Annotated in this window: 15 protein-coding genes; 5 read left to right on the top strand and 10 right to left on the bottom strand. The window is 70.2% G+C overall.

Going from position 1 to position 18054, the window contains the following annotated elements:
• Window positions 1-365 precede the first annotated feature (365 nt).
• From WD341_RS18830 to WD341_RS18860, 7 genes are all read right to left on the bottom strand, one after another.
• Window positions 366-1256, bottom strand: a complete 891-nt coding sequence (locus tag WD341_RS18830) for a LysR family transcriptional regulator (RefSeq protein WP_368427048.1) — start codon at window positions 1254-1256, stop codon at window positions 366-368.
• A 179-nt stretch (window positions 1257-1435) separates the two neighbouring features.
• On the bottom strand, window positions 1436-2404 hold the full coding sequence (trxB, locus tag WD341_RS18835; RefSeq protein WP_368427035.1) for a thioredoxin-disulfide reductase: 969 nt from the start codon (window positions 2402-2404) through the stop codon (window positions 1436-1438).
• 77 nt (window positions 2405-2481) lie between these two features.
• Window positions 2482-2841, bottom strand: coding sequence for a helix-turn-helix domain-containing protein (locus WD341_RS18840; RefSeq protein ID WP_368427036.1), 360 nt, complete (start codon window positions 2839-2841; stop codon window positions 2482-2484).
• Between the two features lie 222 nt (window positions 2842-3063).
• Complete coding sequence (locus tag WD341_RS18845; protein WP_368427037.1) at window positions 3064-3561, bottom strand: sigma-70 family RNA polymerase sigma factor; 498 nt, start codon at window positions 3559-3561, stop codon at window positions 3064-3066.
• A gap of 751 nt (window positions 3562-4312) precedes the next feature.
• On the bottom strand, window positions 4313-6238 hold the full coding sequence (locus WD341_RS18850; RefSeq protein ID WP_368427038.1) for a hypothetical protein: 1926 nt from the start codon (window positions 6236-6238) through the stop codon (window positions 4313-4315).
• Between the two features lie 52 nt (window positions 6239-6290).
• Complete coding sequence (locus tag WD341_RS18855; RefSeq protein ID WP_368427039.1) at window positions 6291-6947, bottom strand: 2OG-Fe(II) oxygenase; 657 nt, start codon at window positions 6945-6947, stop codon at window positions 6291-6293.
• 93 nt (window positions 6948-7040) lie between these two features.
• Entirely contained in the window at window positions 7041-8018 is a 978-nt protein-coding gene (locus WD341_RS18860; protein WP_368427040.1) for a mitochondrial fission ELM1 family protein, read from the bottom strand.
• A 197-nt stretch (window positions 8019-8215) separates the two neighbouring features.
• Here WD341_RS18860 and WD341_RS18865 point away from each other — a divergent pair, with 197 nt between their 5' ends.
• Window positions 8216-8731 carry an Lrp/AsnC family transcriptional regulator gene (locus WD341_RS18865; RefSeq protein WP_368427041.1) on the top strand — a complete coding sequence of 172 codons (516 nt, stop codon included), beginning with the start codon at window positions 8216-8218 and terminating at the stop codon, window positions 8729-8731.
• Window positions 8731-9117, top strand: a complete 387-nt coding sequence (locus tag WD341_RS18870; RefSeq protein ID WP_368427042.1) for a DUF2237 family protein — start codon at window positions 8731-8733, stop codon at window positions 9115-9117. The genes WD341_RS18865 and WD341_RS18870 overlap by 1 nt, the downstream gene beginning before the upstream one ends.
• Before the next feature lie 224 nt (window positions 9118-9341).
• On the opposite strand, the gene greA is transcribed toward WD341_RS18870, so the two are convergent.
• The 3 genes from greA to carA all read right to left on the bottom strand — a co-directional run bounded on the left by greA (window position 9342) and on the right by carA (window position 14541).
• Window positions 9342-9818: a transcription elongation factor GreA gene (gene greA / locus WD341_RS18875; RefSeq protein WP_368427043.1), complete on the bottom strand. Its 477-nt coding sequence runs from the start codon at window positions 9816-9818 to the stop codon at window positions 9342-9344.
• A 104-nt stretch (window positions 9819-9922) separates the two neighbouring features.
• Window positions 9923-13183, bottom strand: a complete 3261-nt coding sequence (carB, locus tag WD341_RS18880; RefSeq protein ID WP_368427044.1) for a carbamoyl-phosphate synthase large subunit — start codon at window positions 13181-13183, stop codon at window positions 9923-9925.
• Window positions 13184-13332: 149 nt separating this feature from the next.
• A complete protein-coding gene (gene carA, locus WD341_RS18885) occupies window positions 13333-14541 on the bottom strand; it encodes a glutamine-hydrolyzing carbamoyl-phosphate synthase small subunit (protein WP_368427049.1) in 1209 nt (402 codons plus the stop codon).
• A gap of 382 nt (window positions 14542-14923) precedes the next feature.
• Between carA and WD341_RS18890 the strand changes: the two genes are divergently transcribed.
• The 3 genes from WD341_RS18890 to WD341_RS18900 form a co-directional block, all read left to right on the top strand.
• Window positions 14924-15379, top strand: a complete 456-nt coding sequence (locus WD341_RS18890) for a GatB/YqeY domain-containing protein (RefSeq protein ID WP_368427045.1) — start codon at window positions 14924-14926, stop codon at window positions 15377-15379.
• Window positions 15380-15612: 233 nt separating this feature from the next.
• The gene (gene dnaG, locus WD341_RS18895) at window positions 15613-17586 is read left to right on the top strand and encodes a DNA primase (RefSeq protein WP_368427046.1); all 1974 of its coding nucleotides are present in this window, start codon (window positions 15613-15615) and stop codon (window positions 17584-17586) included.
• A gap of 68 nt (window positions 17587-17654) precedes the next feature.
• On the top strand, window positions 17655-18054 hold a 400-nt coding region (locus WD341_RS18900; RefSeq protein WP_368427047.1), incomplete at its 3' end, for an RNA polymerase sigma factor region1.1 domain-containing protein.

Consider the following 18054-nt stretch of genomic DNA (forward strand, 5'->3'; position numbering starts at 1 on the left):
CAAAAAAATGCCGGGCCACGAGGGCCCGGCAAGTTGAACAGGGAGGCTTCACGTCTGGGAGACGTCGGGGCCGCCGAAGCGGTCCCGTCGGGGCGCCGATCACGATCGGGGGGAGAGTGATCGCGCCCCTCGGATGCTGCGTCGCAACATCCTCTGAAGGGAAAATGGCCCTCGAAGGGGCCTCTGTCGAGTTGCAAGAGAACAGTGGTGGCATGCTCCTGTTGCATGGCTACACTCAGCCGTATTATTTTTACAACAGTGCTTCTACCTCAGCCCCCAGGCGGCCCTCCGCCCTGCCAGTGAACGCAGGCTCGCGGCGTACTGTGGCCCGGAATCCCGGGTGAGAGGGCGTGGCATAACCGGCGCTAGAACTTGGTCGCCGCGACTTCACGGAGTAAGAAGTCCCGGAAAACCTCGACGCGCTGGGTGCCGCGCAGCTCCTCCGGATAGACGAAGTAGGCGTCGATGCGGGGGCCCTCCAGCTCGGGCAGGACCTCGACCAGCTCGCCGTCGCGCTGGACCATGAACTCGGGCAGGGCGCCGATGCCGCCGCCGGCCGCGACGGAGCGCATGATGGCGTAGACGTTGTTGACGGTCATGACGGCGCGCCGCGGCGCCTGCTCGCGCTCGCCGACCTTGAGCAGCCAGTTGACCTCCGGCACAGGCGGGCGCTTGTCCTCGCCGTAAACGATCAGCCGGTGATTATCGAGGTCGGCCGGATCCTTGGGCATGCCGTAGCGCTTGATGTAGCCGGTCGAGGCGTAGGCGTGCATGTGGCTGGTCAGGATATGCCGCTGGATCAGGTCGCCCTGGCGCGGCGGCGACATGCGGATCGCGATGTCGGCCTCGCGCATCGACAGGTCGAGCTCGCGGTCGTCCAGGATCAGGTGCAGCTCGATCTCGGGGTAGACCTCCATGAACTCGCGCACGCGCGGCGCCAGCCAGGTCGAGCCGAAGGCGACGGTGGTCGTCACCTTGAGCAGGCCCTGGGGCCGGTCCTTGCTTTCCGCCAGCAGCGCCTCGGTCATCGCCAGCTTGCCGAAGACCTCGTGGGCCGTGCGGTAGAGCAGCTCGCCCTGCTCGGTCAGGATCAGGCCGCGGGCGTGGCGATGGAACAGCGGTACGCGCAGACTTTCCTCGAGCGCACTGATCTGGCGGCTGACCGCGGACTGACTGAGGTTCAGCTGCTCGCCCGCATGGGTGAAGCTGCCGGCCTCCGCGACGGCGTGGAAGATCCTCAGCTTGTCCCAGTCCATCGTCATGGAAAACCCCTGCACAGCCCGGTAGCGCCGGTGCTTCCTCCGCACGCGCCTTCCGGGCGAATCGATTCGAGCGGATCAGGATACCGGATGCCCGGGCCGCTGTCTCCCGCAGGGGCGGCGGCGGGCGGCGGCGGCGGGCGGCGACCATGCCGGCGACCAGGCCGGCGGTCGCTCTATTCGGCCGCCTGGGCGGTGGCGTCCTCCTGCTCGGCCAGGAACCGCTCGGCTTCCAGCGCCCCCATGCAGCCCATGCCGGCCGCCGTGACCGCCTGGCGGAAGACCTTGTCCTTGACGTCGCCGGCGGCGAAGACGCCGGGCACGCCGGTGGCTGTCGAATCGGGCGCGGTCAGGATGTAGCCTTCGGAGTCGATCTCGAGCTGGCCGCGGAACAGCGCCGTCGCCGGATCGTGGCCGATCGCCACGAACAGCCCGTCGGCCGCGAGCTCGCTGCGCGCGCCGTCCAGGGTGCTTCGGAGCACCAGGCCGGTGACGCCGAGCGGCTCCTCGGCGCCCAGCACCTCCTCGACGACGCTGTTCCAGATCACCTCGATCTTGGGGTTGCGGAACAGCCGGTCCTGCATGATCTGCTCGGCGCGGAGGGAGTCGCGCCGGTGGATCAGCGTCACCTTGTCGGCGAAGTTGGTCAGAAACAGCGCCTCCTCGACCGCCGTGTTGCCGCCGCCGACGACGGCGACCTGCTTGCCGCGATAGAAGAAGCCGTCGCAGGTCGCGCAGGCCGAGACGCCGAAACCCTGGAACTTCTGCTCGCTCGGCAGGCCGAGCCAGCGTGCCTGGGCGCCGGTGCAGATCACCAGCGTCTCGCCCTCGTAGCTGTCGCCGGAGTCGCCCAGGCAGCGGTAGGGTCGGCGCGACAGGTCGACCTCGACGATCGTGTCGAAGAGCAGCTCGGTGCCGACGTTCTTCGCCTGCTCGCCCATCTGCTCCATCAGCCAGGGCCCCTGGATCGGATCGGCGAAGCCGGGATAGTTCTCGACATCGGTGGTGATGGAGAGCTGGCCGCCCGGCTGCAGGCCCTGGACCAGCAGCGGCTTGAGATTGGCACGCGCGGCATAGATCGCGGCCGTGTAGCCGGCCGGCCCGGATCCGAGGATCAGGACCTTGGTGCGGTGGCTCTTGGGCATGGGCTGTCCCGGGGGCTGGAGATGGACCGACACCGAGGATAGGAAGCCGGAAGTGCCCGTGCAAGGTCGCAGGCGGCTCAGCCGGGCCTGGTGAAGGCCTTCACCAGGCGGATCACCTGCTCCTTGATCTCGCCTTCGGGAACGGCGTTGATGGCGCGCGCCAACTCCAGGCTCTGGCGGCTCAGCGGCGTCACCCCGGCCTGCGCCTCGGTGGGCGAGTCATCGAGACCCTCGAAAAAGTAGCCGACCGGCACCGCCAGCGCCTTGCTGAGCTCCCAGAGGCGGCTGCCGCCGACCCGATTGGCGCCGCTCTCGTACTTCTGGACCTGCTGGAAAGTGATGGCCAGGCGCTCGGCCAGGGCGGCCTGGCTCAGGCCCTTGGCGATCCGGCGCTCGCGAATGCGGCGACCGATGTGGACGTCCGTCCTGTGGTACATGCCGGTCTTCCCCCGAAGGCACCGCCTGCCCGCTTTCGTCTCGGCTCCCTGCGGGCCCTCGACGACCATTTTCCCCGGCAGGCGGCCTCACCAGCGGCAGGCTCGGATCTTGGCTCTTCTTGGGAGGTTCGAGGCTCGCCGGAGCGGGAAAAGGCATAGCTCCAATGAAGTTGCCTGGCAATACAAGCAAAAGCCGCAAAAATACTGAAGAAATACCCGTTCTTACTCGGGCGCGCCGGAAGCCGCCAAGTCCTCGCCGAGGAGGGCGGCCAGCTTGCGCCGCGCGCGGTTGACCCGGCTCTTGACGGTGCCGACGGCGCAACCGCAGATCTGGGCCGTCTCCTCGTAGGAGTAGCCGGCGGCCCCGACCATGATCAGTGCCTCGCGCTGTTCTTCCGGCAGCTTGCCGAGCGCGTTCTGGAACTCGCGCATCCGGATGTGCTCGACTTGGTTGGCCACGACGAAGAGCGCGCCGCTGTGCACGCCGTCGACGTCCTCGACCTCGCGCCGCCGCTTGCGCAGCTGGGAATAGAAGCTGTTGCGCAGGATCGTGAACAGCCAGGCGAGCAGGTTGGTGCCGGGCGTGTAGGTGGCGATGTTGCCCCACGCCTTGACCAAGGTGTCCTGCACCAGGTCGTCGGCCTGGTCGGTGCGCCCGCACAGCGAGATCGCGAAGGCCCGCAGCGAGGGAATCGCGGCGATCAACTCGTCCCGAGCCACGAACTGGGCCGTCGGTTGGGGGTGCCGGGCCGCCTGCCCCGCGCCGTCTTCTCTCGCTGCCCGACCAGCCGCAACGGAAGGGAAGGTACCGTCTTCTCGGGAATGAAACTCTCGGCCACGCGCGTCGCCGGCTGCAGGGCGATGTCCGGCTCCTCCCCGGACAGGCTGGCAAGAATCATCTCGCCCGATCTCGCCGGAATCCAGGCCTTGGCGCCCGCCGGCGTGGGCGGCGGACTTGCCTAGCGGGACAAGCGCAGCTCGACGCACCCGAGCCTCGATCGGCTTGACGATCAAATTTGCCATGTTTCTCGCTGCCCCCGAATGACACGCCGGCAACCGTCGAGGAACAGCCCAGGTCTTGCCCTGCCGCGCCGACGACACCTGGGAGAGGGTGAAGTCGCCACCGGAGCCCCCAAGAATCCCTACCCGATGAGGAATCTATAACCTTTTGGACAGCCCCTTTGTAAGACAATAAATGCAACTGTGATGTAAACAAACAGTTAAGAATTGGCTAGATCCTTGGCTTTAAGGTTAAACTGTTATCGAGCACTTTAAGTAACAGTTGCGAAAGGTGAATTGATACATACCACAATTCTACTGGAGAGATAATAATCCCACTTCGACGAGCAGGATGTCTGCTTCATCATACTCTCGGCGCGTGCAAAAGTGCCGACGTCTCCGCCCGAAGAGTGAATCGGAGAGTGCCGAGGGGGCTGTTCCGGCCGGATGAGCCGCTCCCGCCGACGCCTCGTTAGAAGCCGAACATGTGGTCGAGGGAAAAGGCGGCCGCGCCGCGGGTCAGGCCGTGATAGCCGAACAGCCGGCAGGTGCGGTCGCGGATCAGCACGTAGCCGCCGGCCGCCTCGGCCAGGGCGGCCGTCTCGAACAGCTCGGAGGCGCGGAACAGGAAGGAGCCGCTGCAGGCGATTTCGACGTCACGGCTCGCCACCTCGCGGCCTTCGGCGTCGAGCAGGGCCAGCGAGGTCCGGCTGCGCGGGTGCCAGGGGGTCGACGCCGGGTAGATCAGGTGGCAGAGCGTGTCGTAGCCGGTCGGGCCGAGGCGCAGGAACAGCCGCGTCGAAAGCCCCGGCGGACGCGCCGCATAGGACTGCGGCTCGTTCTTGTAGACAAGCACCGAGTTGAAGATGTGCGAGCCGAAGGAGGTTTCGGCGACATGGCCGGAGCCGCGGTGCTCGTAGCGGAAGATCGCGTGCAGCCAGCCGTCGGCACCGCCACCCTCGGCGAAGTCGTAGAGCAGCTCGACGTGGCCGTAGCCGTCGCCCTTTGCGCCCGTTTCGAGCGCTATGCCGCGCTCGGCCAGCAGGTCGGTGACGTCGATCGCGCGCTCGTGGTCGCGCGGCAGGCGCCCGAGCGGCAGGCGCGCGAGCTCGCCGCCCTCGGCGTCGTAGACCCGCAGCCCGAGCGGCAAGTCCGCCTGGGCGCGCGCCATCGGCGTCGGCAGCACCAGTGTGCGGAAGCGCGCGGTCGGCAGCAGCGGCGCCGGCAGCAGGAAGCCCTTGCCCATGAGGTTGCCGAGCTCGGCGATCTTCGGGTCGGGCGCCAGGTCGCTGCGCTCGACGTTCATGTGCGCGATGCGGCGCTGGCCGGTCGGCGCGTCGATCTCGTAACGAGGCCGCACGAAGTGCTTGCCGGCCATGATCTCAATCTGCTGCGGCCAGCGCAGCTCCGGCAGGTGGTCGGCGACCTCCAGGGGGTGGGTGCCGAAGGCGGGGATCTCGCGGTCGAGCCAAACGGTGCGCTCGTCGCCCATGGCGTTGAGCCCGACCGCGCCGGCCGGGATCGGGCAGGGATGGCTGTTCTGGATCCACAGCACGACCCGCTCGCCCTCGCGCGGCGCCGGCAGGCCGGCGTACCACTGCGAGGGCCAGGCGTTGGCGTCGTGGGTGCAGCTCAGCAGGTCGGGGCCGTCGCCGTAGGTGTCGAGCGCGTACTTGACGACGTCGTGGCCGCGGATGCCGGTGACGTGCAGGAACAGCGAGCCGGCGAAGGCCGGCAGCGCGAAGCGGCGGCGCACCTCGGCACTGTCGATGGCGATGACCGCGCCGGCGGCGGGCAGGTCCTCGTCCCACTCGGCCAGCACCGCGCCCCCGCCGTCGAACAGGCAGCACCAGAGGCGCGGCGCCTCGGCGCCGTAGCCGCCCCAGTAGTTGGCCGAGACGACCCGCGTGTGCTGGCCGTCGTCGCTGTCGCGAAACAGGGCGAAGTTGGTCGCGAAGTTGAGGCCGCTGACGTAGGTGCGGCGGTCGGTCAGCAGCGCGTCGGGCAGGCGCAGCGTGTCCAGGCTGACGACGGTGGCGCCCGCGGGCAGCAGGTGGTGGATCTGGTCGACCAGACGCTCGGCGTCGAAGGCGGTGACGAAGACCGTGGCGGCGCCGCAGCCGGGCAGGTCGGTGACCGGCTGGGCCGGGCGGCCCTGGAACGCGGTGTCCAGGGCCTCGACGTCCTGGACGAAGTAGCCGGCGACCTCGATCCCCGCCAGGCCGTAGATCTCGGCCAGGCCGGCGGCGTAGCCGAGCGGGTCGTAGACCGCGACGGGCGCCGTGCCGAGTCTCTCCAGCAGCTCGGGCAGGCGCCGGGCGGCGAGCGGGTGGCCGATCGCCTTGAAGAAGGCATTGCCGCCCCGGTCGTTGCGGAAGGTCTCGATGTTCAGGGCCATGAAGTAACCGGCGATCCTTTGACGGTGCGAGGCGGGAGGCGAGGGCCTGGGGTCAGGCGCGGCGGTGGAAGAGCCGCTTGGTCACGGCGGACAGGCGGTGACGCGCCTGCTCCCGCCAGGCGACGGCGCCGCTGCGCATCCAGTTGATCTGGACCGAACGGCGCCGGCCGACGAAGGCCTTGTGGCCGTGCCAGGCATTCTCGGCGCAGCGGAAGGCGAGCAGCGTGCCCTCGTGTGGCGGCACCTCGGCGACGTAGTCGTCCAGGTCGTCGGGCCTGCGCAGCAGGCGCAGCCGGCCGCTCGAGGCGTCCCAGCCATCGTTCAGGTAGAGCAGCACGGTCAGCAGCTTGCTCTTGGAATCCCGGTGGATGCGGCCGTCCTTCTCGCGCGACTGGCCGCGCACCGTGACCATGATCGGCTTGTCCGCCAGCTCGAGGCCGAACTTGCCGCCCAGTGCCCCGGCCGTCTCCGCAGAGCGGATCTCCTCGACCAGCCGATCGAAGGCCGGCCCGCAGCGCAGGCTTGCGAGCGGGAAGCTGCCACCCTCGGCGATATCCGGAAAGTCGGCTGCAACCGCCGCCAACGCCTCCGGCCTCAGAAAGCCCGGCACGATCAGATGGTCGAAGGGCTCGCGAACCAGCGGCGTCGCGGCGAACCGTTCGAGATCGAGCAGGCCCTGGGGCCTCTCGAGGGCTTTGGCTTCTGCCACGTCGATCCTCGTTTCCTCGGCTCCGCCCTGTTTATCGCCTCGGGGGAGGCCGTGCAATTGACGCCGGTCAAGCGGCGGTCCGGCGACCGCCGCTCAGCGCCGCTTCAGACGCTCCCGCACGAGGCCCGCGACCCGACCCGTTTCGTCGAGCCGCGGATAGTCCCAGCGCTCCAGGCGACCGGCGAAAGGCCGGGCATAGCCGGCCTGCAGCATCGCCTCATGGAAGCGCCGGAACTTGGCCGACCCGCCCGGCAGCTCCGCCAGCAGCACCGGACGGCCCGTCGAGGCGGCTTCCGAGATCATGTTGACCGAGTCGAGGGTGACGACAAGGGCGTCGGCGAGGCCGAGAAAGCCGAAGTAGGGATTCTCGCCCGTTCCGTCCCAGATCAGGCAGGGCGTGTCGCCGATGCCGGCGCGCAGGGCGGCCAGCACCGCCGGCCGCGTCCGCCGCGACGGCGTGACCAGCAGGCTGCCGCCCTCGGCGCCCGCCGCTGCGGCAAGCTGCTCGCCGAGCTCGCGCGCGCGCGCCGGAGGCAGGCGGTAGACCTTGTTGGCCCCGCCGACCAGCGCCCCGACGTAGGGGCGCGGCAGCGCCGCCACGCGGGGGCCCCAGGCCCGGGCCTCGGCCTCGAGGCGCGCAGGCGTGATCCGGTTCATGGCGCCCAGGGTGGTCACCACGTTCGGGCCGGACAGGCGGTCGTGGGCCGGGGCCACGACCAGGTCGAACCGCTTCGGGTCGACCGCGGGGTTCTGGATCTGGACGACGAAGCTGGCCCGCCCGGCGCGCCGGCTCGCGCGGCGGATCGCCAGCGCCGGCGCCACCGCCTGCCGTCCGGTCGCGATCAGCAGGTCCGGCCAGGGCGGATCGAGGGCGTCGCCCTGTCGCCGGTCGATCGCGCGCAGGGGATCGTGCCAGAGCAGGGGCGGGAGCCACCGCCAGGGTCGCCGCGTGACGATGCGCTTGACCTGTGGCTCCAGGCCGAGGGCTTCCGCCAGGCCCAGACACTGGATTTCCATGCCGGCCTTGCCGTCGCTGACGACCCAGCAGGACTCGCGTTCGTTGAGAGGCATGACGCCGCCCGGATACGCGCTCGCCGGCGGATTGACAAGGGCCGCAGGGCGCAGATTTAGGACGGGTGGTCCGCCCCGGGCGGCGGCCTGCGGTCCCGCCTTGAAGTGGGCGGGCGAACCGGCAATATAGTTGCGCAGCGGCGGCCACGGCCGATAGAAAGCTTGCGTCAGCCGGCAGCCAGCGTCAGGGGAAAGATATGCGGCGGGTCAAGCTCGACCGGATCGACCTAAGGATTCTGCGCGACCTCCAGGCGGAGGGTCGCATGACGAACGTCGAGCTCGCGAAGCGCGCCGGCATCTCGGCGCCGCCGTGCCTGCGCCGGGTGCGCGCTCTGGAGGAGGCGGGGTTCATCCGCGGCTACCACGCCGAGCTCGACTGCGAGTCGCTCGGTTTCGAGGTCCAGTTCTTCGCCCTGGTCGGCCTCGACAGCCAGAACGACGCCGTGCTGAGCGGCTTCGAGCAGGACATGGAGGCCTGGCCCGAGGTCCGCGAGTGCCACATGGCGCGCGGGCCCCACGATTTCGTCCTCAAGCTGGTCGCGCGCAACACCAGCCACGAGAACGAGCTGACCCAGCGCCTGACCGCGGCGCCCCACGTCTCGCGCGTGCTGACGGTACAGATCATCCGCACCTCAAAGGACCAGTCGGGGGTGCCGGTCGAGCTGGTCAACGCGCCGGTGGAGGAGTCCGAGACGGAGGCGGAGGAGGGCTGATGGCGCAGCCCGAGCGCTATCCGTCGCGCAACGTCCTGGGCGAGCCCCTCGAGCCCTGCAGCCTGGATCCCGTGACCGGCTTCTTCCGCGACGGCTGTTGCAACAGCGGCCCCGAGGACGCCGGGTCGCATACCGTCTGCGCCGAGATGACCGAGGCTTTCCTGGCCTATTCCAAGGGGCGCGGCAACGACCTCTCGACGCCGCGCCCGGAGTTCGGCTTCCCAGGCCTCAAGGAAGGCGACCGCTGGTGCCTCTGCGCCCTGCGCTGGCGCGAGGCCTACGCCGCGGGACGGGCGCCGCGCGTCGTCTTGGCGGCGACCCACGAGCGCGCGCTCGAGGTCGTCGACCTCTTCGACCTCAAGCGCTACGCCCACGACCTGAACTGAGGGGTGCCGCTCCTTCGGGCGTCATCGGGGGGCGCAGGCGCCCGGGGAGGCGCGCCCCCACGCCGGCGCTTCCACGCTTGCATGGTTCGACAGGCTCACCATGAAGCGACAGAGGGTCGCGCGAGCTTCGGGCCGCGCTTCATGGTGAGCCTGTCGAACCATGCAAGCGTGGAAGCGCACACGGAAGAAGCGGGTGGGGGAGAGCCGGCCGGCAGCGCGCCGGCTCAGCCGTACTTGACCTCGAGGATCTCGTAGGCCTTCTGGCCCTTGGGCGTCGCGACCTCGACGGAGTCGCCGAGCGACTTGCCGATCAGGGCGCGGGCTAGCGGCGAGGTGACGGCGATCCGGCCGCGCTTCACGTCGGCCTCGATCTCGCCGACGATCTGGTAGGTCGTCTCCTCGTCGGAATCCTCGTCGACGACCCTGACCGTCGCACCGAACTTCACGGTGTCGCCCGACAGCGTCGAGGGATCGATGATCTCGGCCCGGCTGATCTTGTCCTCGAGCTCGCCGACGCGGCCCTCGATGAAGGACTGGCGCTCGCGCGCAGCGTGATACTCGGCGTTCTCGGACAGGTCGCCGTGCTCGCGCGCCTCGGCGATCGACTTGATCACCTCCGGCCGGGCAACCGACTTGAGGTGCCGCAGCTCTTCTTCCATGCGGGCATAGCCTTCCGCCGTCATGGGTACCTTGTCGGTCATAGTTTCCGTACCTGCCCGCTCGCTGGCCTGAGTTGTCTGAGGGTATCGCCGGGATGGCTGGCTGGATGTCAGAACGCAGAATACCGCGCCCTGGACCCTCCAGCCTAGAACGACCCCTCAAAGTAGGACTGCAGCGGATTCACTTCAAGATGACCGCGCTTGAGCGCCGCGATCGCCAGCACTGCGGCGTCGGCACCGGCGATGGTGGTGTAGTAGGGGATGGCGTTGGTCAGGGCGGTGCGCCGGATCGTGAAGGAGTCGGCCAGCGCCTTGCGATCCTCGGTGGTGTTGATGACCAGGTCGATGTCGCCGGAGAGCATGCGGTCGACGATGTTCGGCCGGCCCTCGCGCACCTTCAGCACGGTCTCCACCGGCAGGCCCTGCTGCTCGAAGAAGCCGGCCGTGCCGCGCGTGGCGATCAGCTGGAAGCCCTCGTCGAGCAGCTCGGCGGCCAGCTTGGCGGCCGCTGCCTTGTCCTCGTCGCGCACCGAGATGAAGACCCGGCCCTCACGGGGCAGCGGCGTGCCGGCGCCGATCTGCGACTTCAGGAAGGCCCGCGCGAAGTCGCGGTCGAGGCCGATGACCTCGCCGGTCGACTTCATCTCTGGGCCGAGCACGACGTCGACGCCGGGGAAGCGGGCGAAGGGGAAAACCGCCTCCTTGACCGCGACGTGAGCGCGCTTCGAGCGGACCAGCTTGAACTCGGCCAGCTTGGCACCGGCCATGACGCGCGCGGCGATCTTGGCGATCGGCACGCCGGTTGCTTTGGCGACGAACGGCACGGTGCGGCTCGCCCGCGGGTTGACCTCCAGGATGTAGATGTCCCGCTGGCGCACGGCGAACTGCACGTTCATCAAGCCGACGACGCCCAGCGCCTTGGCCAGCAGCTCGGTCTGCCGCTCGATCTCCGCGACGATCGCCTCGTCGAGCGAGTGCGGCGGCAGCGAGCAGGCGGAGTCGCCGGAATGGATGCCGGCCTCCTCGATGTGCTCCATGATGCCGGCGACGAAGACGGTCTCGCCGTCGCAGATCGCGTCGACGTCGACCTCGATGGCGTCGCGCAGGTAGCTGTCGATCAGCACGGGGTTGCGACCCGACACCTTGACCGCGTTCTCGATGTAGTGGAGCAGCTCGCCGCGGTCGTGGATGATCTCCATGGCGCGCCCGCCGAGCACGTAGGAGGGGCGCAGCAGCACCGGGTAGCCGATGGTCTCGGCGACCCGCACCGCCTCGTCGCGGCTGCGCGCGGTGCCGTTGTCGGGCTGCTTCAGGCCGAGCTCGGCGAGCAGCCGCTGGAAGCGCTCGCGGTCCTCGGCGTGGTCGATGGCGTCGGGCGAGGTCCCGAGGACCGGCACGCCGGCCTTCTCCAGGGCGCTCGCCAGCTTCAGCGGGGTCTGGCCGCCGAACTGCACGATGCAGCCGTGCAGGCGCCCGGCCGTGCGCTCGACGCGGGCGATCTCCAGGACGTCCTCTGCCGTCAGCGGCTCGAAGTAGAGCCGGTCCGAGGTGTCGTAGTCGGTCGAGACGGTCTCGGGGTTGCAGTTGACCATGATCGTCTCGAAGCCGGCCTCGGCGAGCGCATAGGCGGCATGGACGCAACAGTAGTCGAACTCGATGCCCTGGCCGATGCGGTTCGGCCCGCCGCCCAGGATGATGACCTTCTCGCGGTCGCTGACGTCGGCCTCGCAGGCCGGCGGGTTGAAGCCGTCGCCCTCGTAGGCCGAGTACATGTAGGGCGTCAGCGCCGGGAACTCGCCGCCGCAGGTGTCGATGCGCCGGAAGGAAGGCACGACGCCGAGCGCGCGCCTGGCCGCGCTGACCGCCTCCTCCTCGTGGCCGACCAGGGCGGCCAGGCGGGCGTCGGAGAAGCCGAGCTGCTTCAGGCGCCGCAGCGCCAGCGGGTCGCGCGGCAGGCCCTCGGCCCGGATCCGCTGCTCGACCGCGACCAGCTCCTCGATCTGGCGCAGGAACCAGCGGTCGATCGCCGTCGCCCGGTGGATGTCCTCGACGTCGAGGCCGTGGCGAAAGGCCTGGGCGACGCCGAGCAGGCGGTCGGGCGTCGGCCGGCCGAGCCAGGCGAAGACGGCGTCGCGGTCGACCGTGCCGTCGGCCTCGACGGCACCCGGGATCTCGAGCTCGTCGAGGCCGGAGAGGCCGGTCTCCAGCGAGCGGAAGGCCTTCTGCAGGGATTCCTGGAAGCAGCGGCCGATCGCCATGGCCTCGCCGACCGACTTCATGGAGGTCGTCAGGGTCGGCTCGGCGCCGCGGAACTTCTCGAAGGCGAAGCGGGGCATCTTGGTGACGACGTAGTCGATGGTCGGCTCGAAGGCCGCCGGCGTCACCTTGGTAATGTCGTTGGTCAGCTCGTCGAGCGTGTAGCCGACCGCCAGCTTGGCGGCGATCTTGGCGATCGGGAAGCCGGTCGCCTTGGAGGCCAGGGCCGAGGAGCGCGAGACCCGCGGGTTCATCTCGATGACGACCATCTCGCCGGTCAGCGGGTTGACGGCGAACTGCACGTTGGAGCCGCCGGTGTCGACGCCGATCTCGCGCAGGCACGCGATCGAGGCGTCGCGCATGACCTGGTACTCCTTGTCGGAGAGGGTCAGCGCCGGCGCCACCGTGATCGAGTCGCCGGTGTGCACGCCCATCGGGTCGATGTTCTCGATGGAGCAGACGATGATGCAGTTGTCGGCGCAGTCGCGCACGACCTCCATCTCGAACTCCTTCCAGCCGAGCACCGACTGCTCGATCAGGACCTCGTGGGTCGGGCTGGCGCGCAGGCCGCCCGTGACGATCTCGACGAACTCCTCGCGGTTGTAGGCAATGCCGCCGCCGGTGCCGGCGAGCGTGAAGGAGGGCCGGATGATCGCCGGCAGGCCGACCAGGTCGAGCGCGGCCAGGGCCTCCTCGAAGGAGCCGACCATGCGCGAGGCCGGCGACTTCAGCCCGATCGCCTCCATCGCGATGCGGAAGCGCTGGCGATCCTCGGCCTTGTCGATGACGTCGGCGTCGGCGCCGATCATCTCGACGCCGTACTTGTCCAGGACGCCCAGCTCGTGGAGCTTCAGCGAGGCGTTGAGCGCCGTCTGCCCGCCCATCGTCGGCAGCAGCGCGTCGGGCCGCTCTTTGGCGATGACCTTCTCCAGGAACTCCGGCGTGATCGGCTCGACGTAGGTCGCGTCGGCGAGGCCGGGGTCGGTCATGATCGTCGCGGGGTTGGAGTTGACCAGGATCGTGCGGAAGCCCTCCTCCTTGAGGGCCTTGCAGGCCTGGACGCCCGAGTAGTCGAACTCGCAGGCTTGGCCGATCACGATCGGGCCGGCGCCCACGATCAGGATGGACTTGATGTCGGTGCGTCTGGGCATGGGGCGCGCTCGTGCGAACCGCGCGCCGGGAGGCGGCGCGCGCGTCGAAGGGGGTCGGTCGTGGGTCCTGCTGGGGGCAGTCCTATGCCACGGCCCGGCGGCGAAGGGAAGGGGAGTCGGCGGGCGCTCGAGCCGGGCTCAGGAGCCGCTCAGCCTTTGGCTTTCTCGATCGCCTCGACGAAGCGGTCGAAGAGGTAGTGGCTGTCCATCGGGCCGGGCGAGGCCTCCGGGTGGTACTGGACCGAGAAGACCGGACGGTCCTTCACGCGCAGGCCCTCGTTGGTGCCGTCGAACAGGCTGACGTGGGTCGCCTCGACGTTCTCGGGCAGGCTGTCCTGGACGACGACGAAGCCGTGGTTCTGGCTGGTGATCTCGACCCGGCCGCTGGCCAGGTCCTTCACCGGGTGGTTGGCGCCGCGGTGGCCGAGATGCATCTTCTCGGTCCGGCCGCCGAGCGCCAGCGCCAGCAGCTGGTGGCCGAGGCAGATGCCGAAGATCGGCAGCTTCGGGTTCTCCATCAGCTTCCTCAGGGTCGGCACGGCATAGGCCCCGGTCGCGGCCGGGTCGCCCGGACCGTTGGCCAGGAACACGCCGTCGGGCTCATGGGCCAGGATCTCCTCGGCCGTGGCCGAGGCCGGCACCACGGTCACCGCGCAGCCGGCCGAGGCCAGGCAGCGCAGGATGTTGCGCTTGGCGCCGTAGTCGATCGCCACGACCTTGTGCCGGGGCGACTCGAGCCGGCCGTAGCCCTCGCCCAGCGTCCAGCGCGTCTCGTCCCAGGTGTAGGCCTGCAGGCAGCTGACCTCGCCGGCGAGATCCATGCCGGCCAGGCCGGGCCAGCCCGCGGCGGCGCTGCGCAGGGCCTCCAGCTCGAAGCGGCCGTCGGGGGCGTGCGCCAAGGTGCCGTGCGGCGCGCCGGCGTCGCGGATCCGGTGGGTCAGGGCGCGAGTGTCGACGCCGGAGATGCCGGGCAGGCCGTGGCTCGCCAGCCAGGCCCCAAGGTGCTGCTCGGCGCGCCAGTTCGAGGGCTCGGTGAGGGCCTGGCGGACGATCGCGCCGCGCGCCACCGGGGTCATCGTCTCGATGTCCTCCGGGGTCGTGCCGACGTTGCCGATGTGCGGGAAGGTGAAGGTGATCAGCTGACCCGCGTAGGAGGGGTCGGTCATGATCTCCTGGTAGCCGGTCATCGAGGTGTTGAAGCAGACCTCGCCGGTGGTCGTCGCTGTGGCGCCCAGGCCGCGGCCCCAGAACACCGTGCCGTCGGCCAGGACCAGGGCGGCGGTCGCATCCGCCGGCTGATGGTCGTAGGCGCGCGTCAAGAGCTCGGCCGGGCTCTCGGCCGGCGCCGCCTTGTCCATGCTTTCGCTCATCGAGCAGTCCCCTAGAGAGAGCCGGTCCGGCGCGCCGCAGCGCGGCGGCCTCCGGCAGGCGGAGGCGCCATCGAGCAGGTTGCGCCCGGGGGTCGGGTTCCTATATAGGCCTTCCCGGCGCGGCCGGGAGAGGCGCCCGGGCAAGAAAAGCCGTCCGGGCCTCAGCGATCACTCGCGGACGCATGACTACGCGGGGCGTCAACGCCGGTCAAGGCAGAGCTTCGGAACATGCGGCGCTTCGGAACATGCGGCGCTTCGGAACATGGCAGCCGCCGACGCCGGCCGCGACGGCGCCGGCCGCGGCGCCCTACGGCCAGCCGGGTCGCGCCGCGGTCCGGCCGGCTCTCGTTTTATTGGAGGTCCAGGCACGATGCTTCGCCAGCAACTCAACGATGCGCTGAAGGAGGCCATGCGGGCCCGCGATCAGCGCGCGCTCGCGACGATCCGCCTGATCCTGGCGGCGCTCAAGGACCGCGACATCCAGGCCCGCACCGAAGGCCGTGGCGACGGCGTAGAGGAGCAGGAGATCCTGGAGATGCTGCAGAAGATGGTGCGCCAACGGCGCGACGCCATCGAGCTCTACGCCAAGGGCCAGCGCCAGGACCTGGTCGAGCGCGAGGAGCAGGAGATCGCCGTGATCGAGCGCTTCCTGCCCAAGCCGCTCGACGAGGCCGAGAGCGACCAGGCGGTGAGCGACGCCATCGTCGAGCTCGAGGCCGGCTCGATCAAGGATATGGGCCGGGTCATGTCGCTGCTGAAGGAGCGCTACCCCGGGCGCATGGACTTCGCGCGCGCCAGCCAGGCGGTCAAGGCGCGGCTCGGCTGACGGCCGCGCGCGGCCGCGGCCGCGCCGCGCTCGTCCACAGCGCCGCCAACAGCTTGGCCACAGGCTTATAGGAGGCTTATAGGCCGCTCCGTCCCGAGAAAAATCGGCGCTTTGCGGATTACCGGGCCGCGGCGCGCCCACCATTTCTGTAGGGTGGCGGACCCCCGGTCGGCGGCGGCCCCGTGGTCGCGCTGGCGCCGGGCCGACCCGGGACAGGAGGCGCGGACAGGCGGATGTCCTTCGACCCCGATTTTCTCGACCGCTTGCGCGACCAGGTGCCGATCGCCGAGGTCGTCGGCCGGCGCGTCCGCCTGACCCGGAAGGGCCGCGAGCACAGCGGGCTCTGTCCCTTCCACAACGAGAAGACGCCCTCCTTCACGGTCAGCGAGGACAAGGGCTTCTTCCACTGCTTCGGCTGCGGCGCCCACGGCGACGTCATCGGCTTCGTCATGCAGACCGAGGGCCTGAGCTTTCCGGAGGCGGTCGAGAAGCTGGCCGGCGAGGCCAACCTGCCGCTGCCGAGGCGCGACCCGCGCGAGGTCGAGAGCCAGAAGCGCCGCGCCGACCTGCACGACGTGCTGGAGGCCGCCTGCCGCTGGTTCGAGGAGCAGCTCCAGACGCCGGACGGCGCCGAGGCGCGCGAGTACCTCGACGGCCGCGGGCTGACGGCGGCCACGATTCGCGACTTCCGCCTCGGCTTCGCGCCCGACCGGCGCGGCGCGCTGCGCAAGGCGCTCAACCTGCGCGGCATCGACGACGCGCTGCTGGTCGAGGCCGGCCTGCTGAAGCGGCCGGATGCCGACGGCGGGGCCGGCGGGCCGCGGGGTGCGGCGCTGCGCGACTACTTCTTCAACCGCGTCATCTTCCCAATCCCCGACCGGCGCGGCCGGATCATCGCCTTCGGCGCCCGCGCCCTCGCCGCCGAGGCCAAGCCGAAGTACGTCAACTCGCCGGACTCGCCGCTCTTCCACAAGGGCCGGGTGCTCTACAACATGGCGCGCGCCCGCCAGGCCACCCACGACGGCAACGCCCTGGTCGTAGCCGAGGGCTACATGGACGTGATCGCGCTGGCTCAGGCCGGCTTCTCCGGCGCCGTGGCGCCGCTGGGCACGGCGATCACCGAGGAACAGCTCGCCGAGCTCTGGCGCATCGCGCCGGAGCCGATCCTCTGCCTCGACGGCGACGCCGCCGGCCAGCGCGCCGCGCAGCGGGCGATCGAGCGGGCGCTGCCGGCCCTGAAGCCGGGCTGCTCCCTGTCCTTCGCGACGCTGCCGGCCGGCGACGATCCCGACAGCCTGCTCGCCGCGCAGGGCCCCGCGGCCATGGCGCGCGTCCTGGCCGGGGCGCGGCCGCTCTCGGAGGTGCTGTGGAGCGTGCGCCTGGCCGCCGGGCGCAGCGACACGCCCGAGCGCCGCGCCGCGCTGCGCCAGGACCTGATGGCCGCGGTCGAGCGCATCCAGGATCCCGGCGTGCGCCAGGAGTATCGCCAGGAGATGCTGCGCCGCTTCGACGAGGCCTTCGGCTTCAAGCGGCGCGGCGCCGGCAGCGGCAAGGGCTGGACGCCGGCCCGCGGGCGCGGCCGGCCCGGCGAGCGCCGTGACTCCTACGAGACGCCGCCCCTGGCGCAGCGCCAGTCGCCCGCGCTGCTGCGGCGGCGGCCGGAGCAGGTGCTGCTGGCCCTGGCGGTGGCGCACCCCGACGCGGCGCTCGATCGCATCGAGGAACTGGCCGCGGCGCCGCTCCAGGCAACCGAGCACCGGCGGCTCCGAGAGGCGCTGCTGGACTGGCTCGCGGACGCCCCGCACCTTGACTCCTCCAGCCTTCAGTGCCACCTACGCGGCCAGGGTTTTTCGGGGCTGCTCGATGGGCTCTCCGGCCCGCAGATCCATCTTCACGAAGCCCTTGCCCGTCCCGACGCGCCGCCGCGAGACGTGCGCAAGCGGATCGGCTATTGGATCCTGCGGGTGCGCGAGAGCGGCGACGCGGCCCGCGGCGCACACCCTGCCGCCGGCGGTCCCGGCGAGGCCGACGCGGGCGGGGCCGAGGCAGGCGGACCGGACGGAGTCGAGCTCGAGGGGGGCGGGCCGGACCGGAGCGGGCACGCGAGCGGGACTGGGACGGTGGAGCTCAAACGGGCGAGGGCCGAGGAAAGCACGGCACAGCAGCGCGTCATCGAGCAGTTCGACATCACGGAAGTGACGGACTAGAGAATGGCGGAACGTGCTCCTGACAGGTCTGCAGCCGAGGCCGCGAGGTGTCCAGGATGGAAGGGACAGTGGTGAGCAAGGAAACCGAAAGCGCGGAGGCCCCGGACAGCCGGGAGGAAGAGACGGCTGAAGGTCCCCTCGTCGATTCCTTGACGGCCGCGGTGAAGAAGCTGATCGGGCGCGCCAAGGAGCGCGGCTACGTCACCTACGACGAGTTGAACCAGGTCCTGCCCCCCGACCAGGTCTCTTCCGAGCAGATCGAAGACGTCATGGCGACGCTCTCGGAGATGGGCATCAGCGCCATCGAGAGCGAGGAGCAGGAGGAGCAGGAGGAGGCCGCGCCCGGCGAAGAGGGCGCCGTGCGTGTCGCCGGCAACCTGGACGACGACGAGGTCGGCCGTACCGACGACCCCGTGCGCATGTACCTGCGCGAGATGGGCTCGGTCGAGCTGCTGTCGCGCGAGGGCG

It is taken from the genome of Tistlia sp. (assembly GCF_040905785.1).
Taxonomy (GTDB): domain Bacteria; phylum Pseudomonadota; class Alphaproteobacteria; order Kiloniellales; family DSM-21159; genus Tistlia.